The organism is Paenibacillus sp. FSL R5-0378 (genome assembly GCF_038009285.1).
GTDB classification, from domain to species: Bacteria; Bacillota; Bacilli; order Paenibacillales; family Paenibacillaceae; genus Paenibacillus_AQ; species Paenibacillus_AQ favisporus.
The window spans coordinates 90229-109174 of record NZ_JBBPAY010000001.1; the positions used below are offsets into that span (position 1 = coordinate 90229).

Here is an 18946-nt window from a genome sequence, read left to right on the forward strand (position 1 = left end):
GCAAAAGTGAACAAAAGTAAGCAATCGTATATGCGATTTGGCGGAAAGGATGGTTATATTGCTGGCAGCTGAACGAAAAATGAGAATCGTCGAATTTGTCAGACAGCATCGGTCGGCTTCTGTCGGCACGTTAGCCAAGGAATTCGGCGTTCATGAAGCGACGATCCGGCGCGATCTCGCTGAGGTCGAACAGGAAGGGCTTCTGAAACGGACGCACGGCGGCGTTATTGTGGAACAGCTCACGCATCACGAGCCTTCGTTCAACGAAAGATCAGGCATCCAGCTCGATCAGAAGGAACGTATCGGCCAGAAGGCGGCAAGCTTGGTGGAAGACGGGGATCACATCATTTTAGATTCCGGCACGACCACGCTGCACATCGCCCGCAACCTGGTCCACCGCTCCAACATCACCGTCATTACCAACGACATGAACGTGGCGGCCGAGCTTCGGGACGCTCCCGGCGTCAAAGTGACGGTCACCGGCGGGGAACTGTATCCGTCCAGCTTCATGCTGAACGGCATGTTTACGGATTACGTGCTGCGGTCGGTACACGTATCCAAAGCTTTTATCGCGACCACCGCGATCCATCCCAAATACGGCCTTACGCTTCCGGAAGCCCAACTGGTTGTCGCCAAGCAGGGCATGATCGCGGCCGCCCAGGAAGTCATCGTTGTCGCCGACGAAACGAAGATCGGCAAAATTTCGCTGTACAACGTCGCTCCCAATAGCTCGATCCATACCCTGATCACGGGCAACGAGGTTGCGGAATACGACATTAAGCAGTTTCAGGACGCCGGCATCCAAATTTTAACCGTCTGACGGAACGCAGCTCCTTTCAGGGGAGCTGACGATGACGTCAGGCCCGAACAAATGATAAGGAAATCCAGTATTAAAAAAACCAAATAACGTCACATGGAGGTGTTCCCTGATTTGAGTACGATTACGCAAACGGTGGACTCCCGGTCGCTCCGGCTCACCCACCCCCACCATGTCGAAGAAATGACGATGGATCGGACCGTCGCGGAAGGATTCGTCGTCATTGAGCCCACTTTGGCCAGCATCTGTCATGCCGACCTTCGATATTTCGGAGGCCTTCGGAAACCCGAAGTCCTTGCCCGCAAGCTGCCGATGGCCCTGCTTCATGAAGGCATCGGGAAAGTCGTCGGCGGCTCCTCCAAGCTTCAAGCGGGACAGCGGGTCGCCATCGTGCCGAACCTTCCGGGCTATCTGCTGAACGGCATCAAGCACGACGAGTGCTGTCCGGCCTGCCGGGGAGACATTCCGGAGAATTACTGCTACAACGGCAAGTTTCTCGGGAGTACGATCGACGGTATCGCGCAGAGCCGGCTCGTCATTCCGGAGGCATGCGCCATTCCGATCCCGGATTCGATTCCGGATGACATTGCCGTGCTGGCAGAACTGTGCAGCGTATCCTACCGGGCGATCCGCCCCGTGGCCGATCTGCTGGACAGCGCACAGGTCGCCGTATTCGGAGACGGCCCGGTCGGCTTCCTGACCGCCGCCATGCTCCATTATGCCTTTGGTGTCAGCACGGAGCGCCTGACGGTATTCGGCGCCATCCAGGAGAAGCTGGAGCATTTCACGTTTGCCCGGACCGAAATGGTGCAGGAATACGATTTTCAAGGCGGCTGGAAGGTTGATGTCGTGCTGGAATGCACAGGCGGAAGATTTAGTGAAAGCGCCATCAATCAAGGGATCGACTTACTTCTCCCTGGAGGCCATCTGATCGCCATGGGCGTCAGCGAGGATCTGGTTCCTATCAATACGCGGGATGTGCTGGAGAAAGGCATTACGATCCACGGCAGCAGCCGCAGCTCGCATAGCGATTTTCGGAAGGTGCTTGAAGTGATGCAGCAGGAGGAATGTCAGGAGACGCTCCGGCAGTTGGTGCCGGATGACTATATCCCGGTGAGCAAGGCAGAAGACTTTGCGGGCGCAATGGAATCTGCCCTGGCTCACAGAGACTGGAAAAAGATGTACCTCGATTTTCGCTGGTGAGAGAGCGAAAATCTTGTTCAATAGTGTACCACACAAGCGGGTTGAAGTAAAAACGGCTGGAGGATGCCCAGGCATTCCTCCCTCCGTTCTTCATCATATGAAAGCGCTTGCCGTGGACGATGAACCCAAACAACACATAGCAACCGCTGGTGAAGGAGGAATCCGTGTGGCATCCATTGAGTTGGTCGATGTATCCCAATCGTTTGACAAAAACACCATCATCCCCCGTCTGAACCTGAAGATCGAAGACGGCAAATTCACCGTCCTGGTCGGTCCTTCGGGCTGCGGCAAGACCACCCTGCTCCGCATGATCGCCGGGCTCGACCGCCAGACTTCGGGGTCGGTTCTGATCGGCGGCAGCGACGTATCCGCCATTGCCCCGGGCCAAAGGGGCGTCGCGATGGTGTTTCAGAACTACGCCATTTATCCGACGATGTCCGTACGCGAGAATATCGAATTCGGCCTGAAAAACAACAAAGTACCCAAGGAGGAACGGACACGGCTCGTGGAAAGCATCAGCGAGACGGTCGGACTCCGTCCTTACCTTGACCGCAAGCCCTCCACCCTTTCGGGCGGCCAGCGGCAGCGGGTGGCGCTCGCGCGGGCGATGGTCAAGAAACCTTCAGTGTTCCTGATGGACGAGCCCCTGTCCAACTTAGACGCCAAGCTCCGGGTGCAGATGCGCGTCGAGCTCATTGAGCTGCACAAGAAGCTGGGCTCCACTTTCGTCTACGTCACGCACGATCAGGTCGAAGCGATGTCCATGGCCGACACCATCGTGCTGATGAATCAGGGAGAGATTCAGCAGGAGGCTTCGCCGGCTGAAATTTACCGCGAACCGGATAATCTGTTTGCCGCGCAGTTTATCGGGGTCCCTCCGATGAACGTCGGCGACATGGGGCAGGACGGAGTCCGCTTTGGCTTTCGTCCGGAGCACGGGCTGCTGTCCACCGAGCCGGCGGATGCCCATTTTACGGCCAAGGGCGTCATCTCCACCCGGGAAATGCTCGGCTCAGAGACCATCTACCAGGTCCGTACCCGGGACCATTCCTTTATGATTAAATGCACCGAAGACCTGTTCAGCGTAGACCAGGACATCTATCTCTCCGTGGACGAATCCAAGCTCTTTCTCTTCGGAGCGGATGACAAGCGGATTTACCGCGATGACCGACGGCATAACACCTACCTTCATGCGCTAAGGGGACGTTTCCAATGAACCGGCGCAAAGTATGGGAGACGACCAGGCCGTACGCGCTCATTTTGCCGGCGATGATCGCCTTGTTCCTGTTCGTGGTCTACCCGGTCTTTTACCTCATTAAATTAAGCCTGTATAAATACAACCTGCTCAATAAGGACAAAAGCAAGTTTATCGGACTTGACAACTACCGGGAAATCTTCACCCGGGACGATTTCTACCACGCCCTGGCCAACACCGCCGTCTACACGGTGGGCGTCGTGCTCTGCACCATGCTGCTCTCGCTCGGCGTGGCCGTATGGCTGCGGAAGCGGTCGCGGTTCAACGCCATTCTGCAGGCCGGCCTGTTCACGCCGCATATCATTTCGATCGTCTCCATCGCGCTCGTCTGGATGTGGCTTATGGAGCCGGGGCATGGCCTGCTCAATTATGTGCTAAAGGCATTCGGACTTCCGGATTCACCCTGGCTGCAGAGCTCCAGCACGTCCATGATCTCCGTGATCCTGGTCTCGGTGTGGCACAGCATCGGCTATTACGCCCTCATTATGGTGGCGGCGCTGCAGAGCATTCCCCCGACCATCTACGAAGCCGCTGCGCTGGACAATGCCAGCAGATTCAAGGTGTTCTGGAAAATTACGCTGCCGCTGATCTCGCCGCAGTTGTTTTTCATCCTCGTCATCATGACGATCGGCTCCTTCAAGGTGTTCGATACGGTCAAAATCATGACCGGGGGCGGCCCCAACGGCTCAACGACGACGCTCGTGTACTACATCTACGAGTTCAGAACGACCAGCATCGGCTTCGCTTCGGCCACCGGCGTCGTGCTGATGGCGATTATCGCGGTGCTGACCTTTGTTTACTTCAAAGTCCTTGCCCAGCGGATTCACTACCAGTGAGCCGCACCATGGGCAGACAACAACCTGAGGGGGTGCTTTTCCCGTGCTGATCCAGGAAAAGAAACAAGTCGGCGGGAAGCTGCGTTACCGGATCCGGGACCATGCGTCCCTCCGGCTTCTGAAACGGCTTCTGGGCTTCGTGGCCAAGCTCGCCGTGCTGATCGTGTTTATTTTTCCGTTCCTGTGGATGATATCCACTTCGCTGCAAACCTTTGAGGAGACGCTGGCCTTTCCGCCGACGTGGATTCCCGCCGCGCCGCAATGGCATAACTTTGCCGAGGCCATGAGGTCGGCTCCCTTCGTGACCTATGCGAAAAACTCGGTCATCATCACCGTCTCCGTCATCGTGCTGCAAATGATCGTGATGATCCCGGCGGCGTATGCATTTGCCAAATACCGCTTCTGGGGCCGGAACCTGCTGTTCGGCATCGTGCTGCTCGCCTTCATGATTCCCGGGCAGGTGACGTTCATTCCCGTCTACCTGATGATGGCGGACTGGGGCATCAACAACACCCTTCTGCCCCAGATCATTCCGTTCATGGCCAATGCCTTCGGGATTTTCCTGCTCCGCCAGTATTTTATGCAAATCCCGCAGGAGATTATTGAGTCCGCCCGGCTGGACAATGCCAGCGAGTTCAAAATCATGCAGAAGATCATGATCCCCATGGCCGTTCCCGCCTTGGCCACCGTCGCCTTGTTCAGCTTTGTGAGCCATTGGAACGACTACTTCTGGCCGCTCGTCGTCACTGACTCGACCGCTGTCCGGCCGCTGACGATCGGGATCGCCATGCTCCGGGAATCCGAGGGCGTATCCAACTGGCATATCATCATGGCGGGCAACGTTGTGCTCGTCCTGCCGATCCTGATCGTGTATTTGTTTGCTTCCAAGCAGATCGTCAAGGCTTTTGTATACTCCGGTATTAAATAAACTGTCGCTATTACTATTTAAATCACCTGAAAATGGAGGAGTTTCTGTGAAGAACAAGTTTCCATTCATCGCGCTGACTCTGGCGCTGATCATGACATTATTGGCAGGATGCAGCGGAGGCGGAAGCGGGTCCGGAGGCGAAACGGCAGGCACGGACAGCAAGGCCGCTTCGGGAGAGGCATCCAGCAATGCCGGTAATTCCGGCTCCGGCAAGGAGACCATCCAGTTCTGGCACTCGATCGGCGGCAAGAACGGTGAGTTTCTGGACGCCATGATCAAGCGGTTCAACAGCTCCCAGGACAAAATCGAGGTCGTCGGAACGTTCCAGGGCAGCTACCAGGAAACGGTAACCAAGCTGCAGCAGGCCGTTGCGGCCAAGACCGCGCCGGACGTGACGATGCTTGAGCGTTCCAACGTCCAGCTGTTTGCAGACGCGGAAGTTCTGGAAGACCTGGCCCCCTACATGGAAAAGTCCGGCCTCAGCAAGGACGATTTTGAGGAGGGGCTGATGGGGCATTCCTATTTTAACGATAAGCTGGTCTCCCTTCCGTTTAACCGCTCTACGCCGGTGATGCACATCAACAAGTCAATGCTGGACGAGAAGGGCTTGTCCATCCCGACAACCTGGGACGAATTGAAAAAAACAGCCGAAGCGCTGGTCGTCAAGGAAAACGGCGAGGTGAAACGCTACGGGCTGACGATGCCGTACGATACCTGGTATCCAATCGCCATGATCACACAGGCCGGAGGCAAGTTCTTCAACGATGAGGGCACGTCCGTCGGTTATACGACCGAAGCGTCCAAGACCTTTAAGTATCTGAAGGAGCTGCAAAATGCCGGCGCCCTCTACTATCCGCCTAGCCAGGACTCCGGCAACATTACGAACCAGATGTTTACGAGCGGCAAGGTGGGGATTCTTTTCCAATCGACCGGTTCGATCTCCGGCCTGACTCAAGGTGCGAAGTTCGATTACGTGACGGCATTTCTTCCGCAGGATAAGCAGTACGCTACTCCGACCGGGGGCGGCAACGTGGCCATGATGGCGGCCTCCAAGCATAAGGATGCGGCCTGGGAGTTCATGCACTGGCTGATGACCAGTCCGGAAGGCGCGCAGCAGTTCGTTATCGATACGGGCTACCTTCCTTTCACGAAGCAGATGGTCGATTCGGACGCCATCAAGCAGTTGTGGGAAAAGGAGCCGAACCGGAAGGTGGCTTTTGAGCAGCTCCAATATGCCGTTGATACCAACAAGAGCGTCCAGTGGCCGCAGGTCGAGCAGGAGTTTAACAAGGCGATCCAAGCGATCATGTACGATAACAAGGACGTCGATGCCACGCTGAACAGCTACAAGGAAGAAGTGGACCGGATCTTGAAAAATTAACGTGACCCCATTCCCGCCAATAACAAGGAGGTACACTGTCTTATGCTAGAGCATTTGCAGCAGCTGCAGTCCATCGTGGTGTCCGGACACCGCGGCTGGAAGTCCGCTTATCCGGAAAATACGCTCTTGTCATTTCAACAGGCGCTGGATCTCGGCGTCGATATGCTGGAGCTGGACCTGCGCATGACCCGCGACGACGTCGTGGTGGTCATCCATGACGCCACCGTCGACCGGACGACGGACGGATCGGGCCCGGTCGGCGATTATACGCTGGAGGAGCTGAAGCGGCTGGATGCCGGCGGCTGGTTCGGCAAAGTGTTCGAGGGACTTAAAGTTCCGACCTTCGAGGAATTCTGCGAGTTGATCGCCCCTTATCCGGACGTCCTGCTGAACGTGGAGATCAAACCGGACGAACGTGCTCTGGAAACCGCGGACGCCGCCATTGTCCAGCTGGCATCCCGCGGGGAGCTTCACCGGTGCGTATTTACCAGCTTTGACGCCACGGTTCTGGCGCATATCCACGACAAACATGGCCTTAAGACGCAGGGCTTTCCCGGTGAGCAGATGCATAACTATGTGCCTGGACCCGAGGGGACGATTTCGAAAATGTGGGCGGTGGGACTCAGCATGAAGCTGCTGACGCCTGCCCGGGTGAAGGAATACGAGGATCTGGGCATCCTGCCGTGGTGCTACTGCCCGGATGACGATCAGCAGGTCTACTACGCGATTGGCTGCGGTTCCCTGCTGATGACGGTGAACAATCCGCTCCCCGCCATGCGGATTCGGGAGCAGATGGATCTCTTACCCACAAGTTTCATGCCGCAGCCGTGAATGTCCGGTTTCATCCCAACCCTTGATTGGAGGATTGATGTCCATGGATCATTCGAAATTTAACAGCCGTTGGGCCGTGAAGGGATTGGCCCGCCGCACACTCATGAAATTAACGGCAGGCTTCCTGATCGCCGCCCTCCTGCCTCTCTCCGCTTCCGGCGCTCATGCGCAGCCGTCGCCGCTGAAGTCCAAAATGTTCGACCTATCGCAGGAGGCGAAGGAAGTGATCCGCGAGAAGCCGCTGCATAACGGGACCGTGCTTCAGTCCTTTGCCATCGATAATGCGAACGGGCGTATTTATACCGTTCAGCTCATGGCCGGCGGACAGCAGCTACCCGGCGAAACCGCGCCAGTGAGCGGAGCCGCCCGCTCCAGCAGCGGCGATCTGGCCCTGACCCAGCTGGATATGAACGGAAACGAGCTGGGGCACATGTTCCTGAAGGGATTTGGCCACGGCGTGCAGATCGGTGTGGAGGCAGACGGGTCGCAGGCCTACTTATGGACGGAAACCGACTCGGTGACGGAGTCGGGCAGCGGCTGGGGAACCCAGCTGACCCGGTTCGCCTTCCAGGACGGCGCCATCCTGACGCCGGAGTCGTCGGAGCTTGAGAAGTACCGGCTGATCCCCGGTGCCGACCGGACGACGGTCCATATCGACCAGGCGAACGGGCTGCTGACGATGCGTTACCGTCTGAACGGAGCCTTCCATTTTGGCGTATATGAGCTGGAGAAAGTTAAGCAGCACATCTACGAGCCGGTGGTGGACGTCCTCCAGCCTTCCCTCGGCACGTTCCAGGGCTTCGCCTCCTACGGCGGTTACCTGTATCTCCTGGAGGGCAGCGCCTACGGTTCGGCCGGCTCGGTCGAAGGCACCGGCAATACGTACATCACTGTCGTGAAGCTGAGCACCGGGGAGGTCGTAGACCGGCAGCTGATCCTTACCGCGCCGGAGCTGACTTACCGGGAGCCTGAGGGCATGTCGATCCGGATTCCGGACATCAGGCACCCGCAGAAAGCCGAGCTGTGCTTCGGCTTTGCGTCCGCCTTTACGCCTAACCGGCTCGCCAGCATCTACGCCTTTGATCGGCTCCTGCCCGAGCAGGCGCTGCAGGATTAAAGTTCAAATGAGGAAGGCGGCCGTGTATGGCCGCCTTCCTTTTTTATACGAAGCCGTATTCTGGGTAGGTTCTAAGGCTATTCCTCAAAAGTTTATGCCCAGAGCAAATGTAAAGGAAATATTCATGTGTTTGATATTTTACGGCTTGAAGGAAATATCAGTATACGTCGCGCCATCCTTGGCGGATGCATTTGACAGTTGCCCCTAGCACTTTACCCCATTTGCTCCATAACATCCCCTAGATGATTCCCGAAATTTTTCAAAGTAAGGAACGCAACGAGCAAGAAGATCACAATAACACTAATCGCCACAACCACTCGTTTTAAGGTCATTTTTATACCCCATTTCTAATTAGGATCATTAACCATAGTCACGAAGGACAGCAGACCTCGACTCACTTTTTCGTTCATATTTAAAACCCCTGTTACTAGAAATAGTTTCATTCTTTCGGATTTACCATTTTATATGTACCTGCTCCTATATCGAGAGCGTCTTGAAATTCAGTAGAATAGCCAGGGGTTTCTCCCAGCCGTTGTTTGTCTGCTATTATCTATGCCCTCCGTTACCTTAAGGCTTACCGTGTAGCGGTCCGCTTTTTGTGGTATACTTGAAATAGATCAAGCGTAAACTAAAAAAGCCACGATGCTGGTAACATCGTGACTTTTGACAAAGGCCGGCGGGCGACCACGGCGAAAATTCAGTTCAAGAACCGAAGAACCACCGGATTGCTAGGCTCCCAACCTAATCCCGGTGGTTTTTCTTGTTATGCCGCGCTTGCTTCCAGGCACTGACCAAAGTTTTCAGGCCAGTAATGATACCGACCAGCTTCAGCAGTCCGTCCAAAAGCTTTAAGGCCACTTCAAGAATGGACACGGCGTCACCCCCTTTCGGGTTTGCTTCGCCGCGTCCTCCCACCGGTTACTTTGTCCTTTCGATTATACCACAATCTACCATTTTCTAATTGCTAATTCTCTCACTTATCCTGACACCGGATCCTCTCATTTCACATGAAAATGCCTCTCTCTTTCGATATAAACTGATTCAACAGCCCCAGCTTCCAAACCATATTCCCCGGCTCCCTGAACACTCCACCGGTTTGTGCCGCTTACTGATCACAACCAGCCCTTTTGTTGATGGCATTTCGAAGGGTAAAAACTATAATGTACACATAAGCTCCAAAAAAAGGAGGCAGCGATCATGCAACCTCAGGTATTGATTGTCGGCGCCGGTCCGACCGGTCTCGTTTTGGCTCTGGCCCTGGAGAAGCAGGAAATCCCTTTTCGGATCATTGATCAACGGTCAGGACCGGGGGAAGCCTCCAGAGCCATGGTCGTTCATGCCAGAACCCTGGAGTTCTACCAGCAGTTCGGCATAGCGGATTCATTTGTGCAGCGCGGCATTCCTATGCATACCGGCCAAATTATGAAGAATGGCAAGCTTAAGGGAACCATCAACTTTGGTGATTTTGGAGAAGAAATCAGCCCCTATCCCTATGTACTCAGCCTGCCCCAGGACGAGCATGAAGCCCTTCTCATCGAGCATCTCGACTCCAAAGGAATCCATGTGGAATGGAATACCGGGCTCGTTTCCCTTCAGGAAGGGAATGAAGCGGTGCATGCCGTCACGACCCGGCAAGGGAGCGAAGAGAAACAAGCGTATGCCTATGTGTGCGGGTGCGATGGGGCGCATAGTACGGTCCGCAAGGAGATGGGACTGGAGTTTCCCGGAGGAACGTATGAGCAGATGTTTTTCGTGGCCGATGTGGGGAGTAAAGAGCCCGTGACAAACGTGACAATGAACTTTTTTGAAGAAGGGTTCTGTCTGGTCTTCCCGATCCGCACGAGCGGACAGGTCCGGCTCATCGGACTGATTCCGCCTAAGATCCTGAATCAGGGAGTTCCCGCGGAATTGGAACCTCTGATTCCTTATGTGGAGAGAAATACGGGAGTGCACATCGGCCAGGTAAACTGGTATTCGACTTATAAAAGCCATCACCGGGTATGCGGGCATTTCCGCAAGGGGCGAATCTTTATCGCCGGGGATGCGGCCCATGTGCACAGCCCGGTCGGAGGGCAAGGCATGAATACCGGTATTGGGGACGCCGTGAATCTGGGCTGGAAGCTTGCCGCGGTTCTTCTGGATAAAGCGGAGGCCGGCATTCTCGATTCCTACGAGACGGAGCGGATTGCTTTTGCCCGGACGCTCGTGGCCACCACAGACCGGCTGTTCCAATCGATCGTAGGGGGAGGCATCATGACCTCTCTGGTTCAGGACATGGTCATTCCCCATATCGTTCCCCTGCTTCTGGACGTCCCGCCTATACGAAAAATGGCCTTCCAACGGCTGTCGCAAACGCAAATCCGTTACCGGGACAGCATGCTGAGCAGCGGTGCTTCCGGCTCCGTTCACGGCGGCGACCGTCTGCCCTGGATTCAGACCGCCCATGGGGACAACTTCAAACCGCTGCAATCCGTCGATTGGCAGCTGCATGTGTACGGCCAGGCCTCGCAAAGTCTGCGCCGGCTCAGCGAAACGACAGGCATCCCCTTGCATGAAATGGGGTGGACGCTATCCATGAAAGCAGCCGGCATGCATCCCGATTCGGCATTTCTGGTCCGGCCGGACGGATACGTCGCGTTGGCGGAGCCTCACCAGGATACCGGTGCGATTCAGGCATACCTCAATCGATTTCATATCGCTCCGCTTACAAGCGAAAAGAGCTGACGCTGGCGTCGGCTCTTTTCATTTGTTGCTGTGATGCGGTTGTACCCGAGACATGCTGCAGCAGCTGTGGCGGATTCGGCTTGTCGCTTGGATATTGCTTGAACTCTCAGCGAGGTACGGCGGCTGGAATTCAGTCCGGATCTCAAAACATTATCCAATCCTTCCGCGGGTTTCAACTCGCCATACCTTTTCTATCGTTAGATCCCAGCAGTCACCTTGTGTTTCGACGCCGCTATCCGCTTATTCAGCTCCTCTAAAAACAGATCCTCGTCGATGGGGAGCGCTACGGTGTCGCCGATCCAGCTCGACAGATGCATCGCATTGGACAGCATTAAACTGTTGATGCCCTCCTCGCCGTCAGCGATCAGCGGCGTGCCGTCCAGGACGGCCTTGGCAAACGAAGCGATGACGCCGGTATGCTGGCTGTTGTCACCTTGCGTCTCGATGACGGACACTTCCACGGGAGGCTTCGCAAAGCCGTCCTTCGTTGTAAAACAGTATTCACGCTCGTTCTGACCCAGCTTATGTAGCGTCAACGTATTGTTTTCGCACACCAGCTTGCCCATTTCCAGCGTAATTTCCAAACGGTTCGTTCCCGGCAGGTCGGCCGTCGTCGTGACGAATACGCCCGTGGCTCCGTTCGGGAATTCCATATATGCCGTGACGTCATCCTCCACCTCGATGTTATGCCACTTGCCTTCATGACAGAAAGCGCGAACTTGGGCCGGCATGCCGCAAATCCATTGGAGGAGGTCGATGTTGTGCGGGCATTGGTTGATGAGCACGCCCCCGCCTTCCCCGGCCCAGGTGGCGCGCCAGCTTCCCGAATCATAATAGGCCTGCGACCGGTACCAGTCGGTAATGATCCAGTTCACCCGCTTAATCGCGCCAAGCTCGCCGCTGTGCACGAGCTCATGCATTTTGCGGTACATCGGGTTGGTCCGCTGGTTAAACATCATGCCGAAGATGCGGCCGCTTTCCCGCGCCTTCTCGTTCATTTCCCGCACCTGCTTCGTGTAGACGCCGGCCGGCTTTTCGCATAAAACGTGCAGCCCTTTGGTGAAAGCCATAATGGCGAGCCTTGGATGGTCGTAGTGCGGCGTCGCAATAATCACGGCATCACATAGGCCGCTGTCCATCAACTCGTCCGGCGTTGCAAAGTAGCCGATGTCGCCTTGCAAATACGTTTTGGCGTCCTCCAGCCGGTTGCCGTCCATTTCCGACACTGCGGTCAGCTCGGCCTCCGGCACGATACCCTTGTTTAATTTTTTGGCATGATCCGACCCCATATTGCCCATCCCGATGACGCCGATCCGTAATTTAGACATCAAGACCCTCCATTCTCCTTAGCGGTAGCCAAGGGAAGCCAAATTGTTGTAACTCGTCTGCAGGCAGTCGAACGGACTTGTCTGGCATACGTCCTGCTCAACCAGCAGATATTTTGTATTCGCTTGTTCAAGCGCTTTCAAAATTGCCGGAAAATTCATGTTCCCTTCCATGACGGGGGCCATCAGCTGCTGCGTTCCCTGGACGGCCATGTCCTTCAAATGCACGCAGTGAAGGCGGTCCTTCAACTTGCCAATCCATTCGCATACGTCGGCGCCGGCCGCCTGTACCCAATATGTATCGAGCGTAATGCCCATCTCCTCCGGCGCGAAGTCCTCCACCAGCCGCTCAATAAGGCGCTTGCCGCCGATTTTTTCGAACTCAAAATGATGGTTGTGGTACATGAACAGCTTGCCTGCCTTGGCGATCCGCCCTGCCGCTTCCCGGAAGTCCTCCGCGAAATACCCGTACCAGTCGAGACCGCGGTATTTATCAGGCATCGATCCAATGCCGATGTAATCGCAGCCCAGAATGTGGTGCTCTTCAATGACTTGATCCGTTTCGTTCAGGATCCGGTCCGGGCTCGTATGCGTCAGCGCAATTTCAAGCGACAGCTCGTCGCAAATGGCGCGAAGCGTCTCGGGACGGATGGAACCGATGGCCGAAATCTGGACCGACGTATAGCCCATAGCCGCAATTTTTTGCAATGTTCGCCGAATATCTTTTTCTGTCTGGAGAAAGGATCGGACGGTGTACAATTGTGCGCCTAAAATCATGAAATATGGCCCCTCCTTCAAGATTTCCAAAAGTGCATTCTCCCCTTAATTATAGTCCCGGCACCCGGAATCGCCATTGTAAATCGAAGCCATAACATTGCAAATATAGCGGTCATTCGTTAGACTAAACCCAACATCGTTGAGGAGGCGAACGGATGCTGTACGCCAATATCCATACCGACTCATTGAATTTCCACCATGCAGCCGACCGGCGCAAGACGGACCAATATGCGCTGCACTGCCACAATTTTTACGAGGTGTACTATTTTATCGCCGGAGACGTCAGCTATCTGGTCGAGGGCAAGCGCTACGTACCGGAACCGCACAGCCTGCTGCTCATCGCCCCACACGTGTTCCACGGCGTAAAAATCGAAAGCGATATCCCTTATGAAAGGATATCGCTCCATTTTGTGCCCGGATTTCTTCCGCCCGAAAACCAGTCCGCCTTATTATCTCCCTTCCATCCCGATGATGGTCCGGCAGGGATCTATTACAAGGATGACGGTAACCGCGTCATGTTTACTTTTTTCAAGCAGCTGATGGATGCCCGGCACGCCGATGCCGCCATTCGCGATCTTGCGCTCCGGGTGCGTCTTGAGGCGCTGCTGTCGCAGATTCTAATCCACAGCTATGCGCTGAAAGGCACCTCGGATGCCTCTTCCTCCGGACCCTCAGTCCCGCGGATTATTGCTTACGTCAACGACCATATCACCGAATCGGTCTCGCTCGACGATTTATCCGCCGCCTTTTACATCAGCAAGCATCATTTGAACAAAATATTCCGCAGAGCGACGGGCACGACCATCGGCAATTATATCATCCATAAACGGGTCGTGATGGCGCAGAACTTGATGCTTCAGGGGCATACCGCGAGTTCGGCGGCCGCCGCCGTCGGCTTCCATGATTATTCTTCCTTTTTCCGTGCGTATAAAAAGGTGCTGGGCTGCGCTCCATCGGCCAAACGTCATCCCATGCTGCTCCATTAAATCGCTTCAAGGGCTTGCAGCAGCTTACCCCCGGGTCAGCCAGCCTTCGGGAATGACGGTCAGGTCTTCCGGTTTCCGGTACCGCTGTCCGATCTCCCGGAAGCGCTCCAGCACGTTCGCGTCCAGCAGTCCCTGCCGGTTGGGAGCTCCGTTCAACAGAAAGGTCACGTTCTGGCGGTTGCAGTCCTGAATCATGTCCAGCGCCCAATCCACTGTTTTCAGCTCCCTGGTCGTATCCGTCGTTCTCCAGAACCAGGTTTTCGTTAACACGTTGCAGCTCGCGCCCGGTCCCACAAAGCCGTCTTCCACTTCCTGCCCTGCGGCATTTTCATAAAACACGACGTCCGTATGATTCAGGTTGGTCTCGCAGCTGATGTTCATCAGCAAGCACTGGGGCTGGAGCTGCTTGACCCATGCATCGATTTCCTCGAACGGAAGATTCTCGTACGAAGGGCCGCCCCAATGGGCGTTCCAGCCGTCAATAATGAGGAATGGAAGCTCGCCGTAGTTCGTCAGCAGCTCCTCAAGCTGGTTTTTAATGAACTGCTTATCCGCTGGCGTGCATTTTCTCCGGCCGATTTGGTGATGCAGGTCCAGCATGGAAAAATACAGCCCCGCCTCGATCCCTTCCGCCCGGAACGCGTCCAGGTATTCCTTGACGACATCCCGCTGACTCGCTGCGTTGCGAACGCAATGCTCCGTATGCTCGGTCGGCCACAAGCTGAAGCCTTCATGATGCTTCGCGGTCAATGCCGCAAAGCTCATCCCCGCCGATTTGGCGGCCTTCGCCCATTGCGAGCAGTCCAGCTGCTCCGGATTCCAGTCCTTCGGGTCGAAAGGGAACCGGCGGGGCTCATCCCCGTTCTCGTGATCGTATTCCCAATCGATAATGTCCGAATCGGCAAACTGAAACGTTGCGCTGTTGAAGTGAATAAACATCCCGAACCGCTGATTCACAAACCACTGCTGCCTTTGGATGAGTGCCTGTTGATCCATAACTCACTGCCTCCCTGACTTCACTTAGATCATATAATATCTACCACTCTACAGGATCATCTCCCTTGACACAGCTGACAATGGCGACTTCTTATAGTACAATCTCTACATTCGTTTTTTCGAAAAGGAGCTTTAGCGATATGCTCGTACTTGAACTCAAGGTGCCGCCGTTTCCGCTGCTGGCCGCGGTCGGCCATACGGTGTGGCAGGCGGGCGTGATGCACGCCGAGCGCCAATTCGAAGCCTTTGACCTGATCGTTTGCGCCAAGGGCACGCTATATATGGAGGAGAACGGGATCGCATATGATATCCGGGAAGGAACGATGCTCGTCCTGGAGCCCGGCAAAACGCACCGCGGCTGCCGTCCGACCGATCGCGAGACCGAGGTGTATTGGATCCATTTTGAATACCCGGCGGAGGAGCAGCCGGTTCTGACCGAGAAAAGCCACTGGCATCAGCCGCTGCTGAACCGGTCGGATCAGGATACCCAGGCCCAGCCGGGCCTGTTGGACATCCCCAAATTTGCCGAGGTGGATTTACGCACGATGGTGCCGATCCTGCAGGACATGCTGAAAGTGCACGGTATGCTTACCCCCTACGGAGTCTACGAACTGCACATGTTATTCGGCAGGTTCCTGATCGAGCTGCAGGGAAGCATGAGAAAAGGCAGCCCGCATGCCCGCTCGTTTTTCATTGGAGAGCAGGTCGCAGCCTATTTGGCGGACAACCTTGAAGCTCCCTTCGACTCCGCCGGCATGGAGCGTGATCTGCATTACCATTTCGATTACTTGGCGCGCTGCCTGAAACAATATTCGGGAATGAGTCCGCTTCAATACCGGCATCATCTGCAGATGGAGCGGGCCAAGCGGCTGCTGGCGCATTCAGAGATGCCCCTGATCAAAGTCGCCGAACAATGCGGATTCCGGGACAACAACTATTTTACGCGTCTGTTTAAACGCCAAACCTCGTTCACTCCCGGCGAGTACAGGAAACGGTATCAGGTGTTCCGGGTGGATTGAAATATTGGCGTTTGATATACTAAATGAAAGCTGCACAAGGCTTGCGTGCACATTTCAAAGAACGTTAACGAGAATCGGAGAATAATAATGCCGAAGGACCCATCAAAATTGTTATATCAAATGATTAAGGACGACATCCTCGCCAGAATTGAAAATCATCAGTTCGAATACGATAAGCCGATTTGTACGGAGAAAAGCTTGTCCGAGCAGTACGGCGTCAGCCGCATTACCTCCAAGCGGGCTATCGAGGATTTGGAGCAGGCCGGCATCCTGTACCGCAAACGCGGGGTGGGGAGCTTCGTGCGGCGTATTCCTCTATCCGCTCAGCCGGCCAGCTCTGTCACTTCCCTTCCGAAGGGGCTGGCACCGGGGAGGACCATACCGGTCATCCTGCCTTTCGCCGTCAACCAGGGCGGTTTCTTTCGCATTGTCGAGGCGGCTACCGCGCGGCTGGACGGCGCCAATGTTCATTTGGCGATCCATATTTGCGAGCCGGATCCGGATAAGATGAGAAGCCTGCTGCTCCGGCTCTTTGCTCAAGACGTGGACACCCTCATACTGTATCCGGCAGGTAACGAGCTGCATTTGGACGTGCTCAGGAAGTTTACCGAGCAGGGCAAGCAGGTCATCATCCTGGATAAGCCGCATGATATTCCTTATTTAAGCAGCGTAGTCTGCGACAATTTCGGGGGCAGCTACCAGCTGACCCGGCATCTGGTCGATTACGGGCACCGCCGGATCGCCTACGTCTCCCGCTTCTCGCCCCGTGACATGTCCAGCTTGTCCGCACGCTTCAGCGGGTTTACGAAATGCATGAACGACCACGGGCTCGAAGTGGTCTCCGAGTACGTCAAATTTAATGTCACGCCCGATTACCACATGCTGAAGCATATCATTAACGGGTTTTACCGGTCGGGCGTCACCGCCATCGAGTGCGAGAACGACGAGGTCGCCTTTAATGTGTACATGTGCTGTCTCGGTTTGTCGATCCGGGTACCTGAGCAGATGAGCATTACCGGCTTCGACAATATCGAGTGGGCGGTGACCGGCAGCGCGCAAATCACCACCATCGACCAAAATTTCAGCGTCATCGGCGAAACGATCGCCGACCTCATTCTGAACGGAGACCGTCGCCCCGTTATCACGACCGTCCCCGTAAGCCTCGTTCCCAGGGCCTCGACCGGGCCTGCAACGGCGGATTAACGGAAGGAAGGCAGCGCCCAGGAGACGCGGTTTCCTAATCCCTGGCACAACCATAAACGGCCCCTGCCGCCGGTAAGCTTAATAGCTGACCGGTGTACAGGGGCCGCTTGGTTAAGCCAAGCCCAAATCTCTTATTCTTCGAACCGGCTGACCGACAGTCCGCCTACCGCAATGCGGCCGTGCCCGCCCGTCAGCCGGATTGTATTCTGCGTTCCAGGCTGCAGACGGACCGTGAACGACGCGACGCCCACCGCCTCCTTGCCGCTTCCTGTTCCGGGGGCGTTGATCAGCGTGTAAGCATGGCCGTTGACCGTTAAGTTCAGCTTGGCCAGGGCTTCGTCCGTGCTGTAATGGATGTACATTGCGGCCCGTCCGCCGCTGCCGCCGTCGACGCCGCCGAATTCGCAGTAAGCCCCCCCGGCGTCCAGTCCTCGGACGACTGCTTCTGCTCCAGATCCGCCCGTAACTTCAGCACCGCCTCCCGTAGTGCTTACTGACGCCGCATAGTAGGCCGAAATTTCGGCTTCCGGCGCTTCACCGACAGGCTTGACGCTGCTCTTGGTCTGAACCACCGTTTGAATGGTCCCGTCTTCGTTAAAATGCAGGCTGTCGATGCACACGCTGCGCAGGTTCCCGTGTCCTGAAATGTCCTGGTTATGATAGAACAGGTACCACTGTCCTTTATACTCCACCACCGAGCCATGCGTCGTCGAGCAGCCGGTCGGTTCCAGGAAAATGCCCTGATAGGTCCACGGACCGAGCGGATGCCGGCTTGTCGCGTATCTCATCCGGTTGTTGTCCTCCAGATTGTCGGCGTAGGTGAGGTAGTACAGCCCGCCCCGCTTGAACACCCAGGCGGCTTCATGAAAGTCCTCCAGCCCCGTCATGTCCTGCATCGAACCTTTGATGGACATCATGTCCTCGCCCAGTTCTCCGCCCTGGCATTTGCTGCCGCCGCCGTAATACATATACGCCCTGCTGTCGTCATCGACGAAGACGCAAGGGTCGATCATGGCGAAGCCGCCGAGCCCTTCGATATATCCTTGGTCGACAAAGCCGCTGGCCGGCTTATCGCTGGTTGCCACGCCGATTTTCCAGGTATCGTTCCAGTCCGATCCGCTCGGATGCGGATAATAGAAATAATACGTGCCGTCCTTGTAAGCGCAGTCAGGAGCCCACATAAATCCGCCTTCCGGGCGCCCCCAGGCCACGTCCCGCGAATGGAGAATCTCGCCTTCGTCGACCCAATTCACCAGGTCATCTGAGGAAAATACGTGGTATGCGTCCATCAGATCGCATCCCCGCGGCGGATCGATATCATGGGAGGCGTATATGTATATTCTTCCGTCCTCCCACACATGGGCAGAAGGGTCCGCCGTATAAATGCTGGTGATGACCGGATTATGGCCGGCCGGTTTGATAAAGGCTTTTGGAATTCCCTGAGTGGTCATGGTATGTTCTCCCCTCATCTGTATGATATATCATACTTCACTATTTGATATATGACTAACCACATTGTACACGGTGCCTTTCCTTGCCGCAATACCG

Annotated in this window: 17 protein-coding genes; 12 read left to right on the forward strand and 5 right to left on the reverse strand. The window is 55.6% G+C overall.

Translation table 11 applies throughout. From position 1 onward, the window contains the following. Positions 1-58: 58 nt before the first annotated feature. The 8 genes from MKY74_RS00420 (at position 59) to MKY74_RS00455 (ending at position 8368) form a co-directional block, all read left to right on the forward strand. Positions 59-820, forward strand: a complete 762-nt coding sequence (locus MKY74_RS00420) for a DeoR/GlpR family DNA-binding transcription regulator (protein WP_076172929.1) — start codon at positions 59-61, stop codon at positions 818-820. A 111-nt stretch (positions 821-931) separates the two neighbouring features. Next, positions 932-2020 (forward strand): alcohol dehydrogenase catalytic domain-containing protein, encoded by a 1089-nt coding sequence (locus MKY74_RS00425; protein ID WP_244169328.1) that lies wholly within the window; start codon positions 932-934, stop codon positions 2018-2020. A gap of 166 nt (positions 2021-2186) precedes the next feature. Beyond that, the gene (locus tag MKY74_RS00430) at positions 2187-3236 is read left to right on the forward strand and encodes an ABC transporter ATP-binding protein (protein WP_076172927.1); all 1050 of its coding nucleotides are present in this window, start codon (positions 2187-2189) and stop codon (positions 3234-3236) included. Beyond that, entirely contained in the window at positions 3233-4111 is an 879-nt protein-coding gene (locus tag MKY74_RS00435; protein WP_076172926.1) for a carbohydrate ABC transporter permease, read from the forward strand. The genes MKY74_RS00430 and MKY74_RS00435 overlap by 4 nt, the downstream gene beginning before the upstream one ends. 187 nt (positions 4112-4298) lie before the next feature. Next, entirely contained in the window at positions 4299-5039 is a 741-nt protein-coding gene (locus MKY74_RS00440) for a carbohydrate ABC transporter permease (RefSeq protein WP_084204006.1), read from the forward strand. Between the two features lie 46 nt (positions 5040-5085). Beyond that, positions 5086-6420 carry an ABC transporter substrate-binding protein gene (locus MKY74_RS00445; protein ID WP_076172925.1) on the forward strand — a complete coding sequence of 445 codons (1335 nt, stop codon included), beginning with the start codon at positions 5086-5088 and terminating at the stop codon, positions 6418-6420. A gap of 42 nt (positions 6421-6462) precedes the next feature. Next, positions 6463-7251, forward strand: a complete 789-nt coding sequence (locus tag MKY74_RS00450; RefSeq protein WP_076172924.1) for a glycerophosphodiester phosphodiesterase family protein — start codon at positions 6463-6465, stop codon at positions 7249-7251. A 43-nt stretch (positions 7252-7294) separates the two neighbouring features. Then, positions 7295-8368, forward strand: coding sequence for a phage baseplate protein (locus MKY74_RS00455; protein WP_076172923.1), 1074 nt, complete (start codon positions 7295-7297; stop codon positions 8366-8368). Between the two features lie 741 nt (positions 8369-9109). Here MKY74_RS00455 and MKY74_RS00460 read toward each other — a convergent pair. Beyond that, positions 9110-9241, reverse strand: coding sequence for a hypothetical protein (locus tag MKY74_RS00460; protein WP_256993005.1), 132 nt, complete (start codon positions 9239-9241; stop codon positions 9110-9112). A gap of 324 nt (positions 9242-9565) precedes the next feature. Here MKY74_RS00460 and MKY74_RS00465 point away from each other — a divergent pair, with 324 nt between their 5' ends. After that, the gene (locus MKY74_RS00465; RefSeq protein WP_076172921.1) at positions 9566-11092 is read left to right on the forward strand and encodes an FAD-dependent monooxygenase; all 1527 of its coding nucleotides are present in this window, start codon (positions 9566-9568) and stop codon (positions 11090-11092) included. Between the two features lie 197 nt (positions 11093-11289). Here MKY74_RS00465 and MKY74_RS00470 read toward each other — a convergent pair whose 3' ends face one another. Next, positions 11290-12420, reverse strand: a complete 1131-nt coding sequence (locus MKY74_RS00470) for a Gfo/Idh/MocA family protein (RefSeq protein WP_076172920.1) — start codon at positions 12418-12420, stop codon at positions 11290-11292. Between the two features lie 18 nt (positions 12421-12438). Beyond that, positions 12439-13194, reverse strand: coding sequence for a sugar phosphate isomerase/epimerase family protein (locus MKY74_RS00475; RefSeq protein ID WP_076172919.1), 756 nt, complete (start codon positions 13192-13194; stop codon positions 12439-12441). Positions 13195-13349: 155 nt separating this feature from the next. Between MKY74_RS00475 and MKY74_RS00480 the strand changes: the two genes are divergently transcribed. Next, entirely contained in the window at positions 13350-14180 is an 831-nt protein-coding gene (locus MKY74_RS00480) for a helix-turn-helix domain-containing protein (protein WP_076172918.1), read from the forward strand. 24 nt (positions 14181-14204) lie between these two features. Here the strand turns inward: MKY74_RS00480 and MKY74_RS00485 are convergent, their stop codons facing one another. Further along, the gene (locus tag MKY74_RS00485) at positions 14205-15176 is read right to left on the reverse strand and encodes an alpha-L-fucosidase (protein WP_076172917.1); all 972 of its coding nucleotides are present in this window, start codon (positions 15174-15176) and stop codon (positions 14205-14207) included. Positions 15177-15316: 140 nt separating this feature from the next. Here MKY74_RS00485 and MKY74_RS00490 point away from each other — a divergent pair, with 140 nt between their 5' ends. Continuing rightward, a complete protein-coding gene (locus MKY74_RS00490) occupies positions 15317-16195 on the forward strand; it encodes an AraC family transcriptional regulator (protein WP_076172916.1) in 879 nt (292 codons plus the stop codon). A gap of 108 nt (positions 16196-16303) precedes the next feature. Then, the gene (locus MKY74_RS00495; protein ID WP_167372893.1) at positions 16304-17398 is read left to right on the forward strand and encodes a substrate-binding domain-containing protein; all 1095 of its coding nucleotides are present in this window, start codon (positions 16304-16306) and stop codon (positions 17396-17398) included. Positions 17399-17529: 131 nt separating this feature from the next. Here the strand turns inward: MKY74_RS00495 and MKY74_RS00500 are convergent, their stop codons facing one another. Continuing rightward, a complete protein-coding gene (locus MKY74_RS00500; protein WP_076172914.1) occupies positions 17530-18849 on the reverse strand; it encodes a family 43 glycosylhydrolase in 1320 nt (439 codons plus the stop codon). Positions 18850-18946 lie beyond the last annotated feature (97 nt).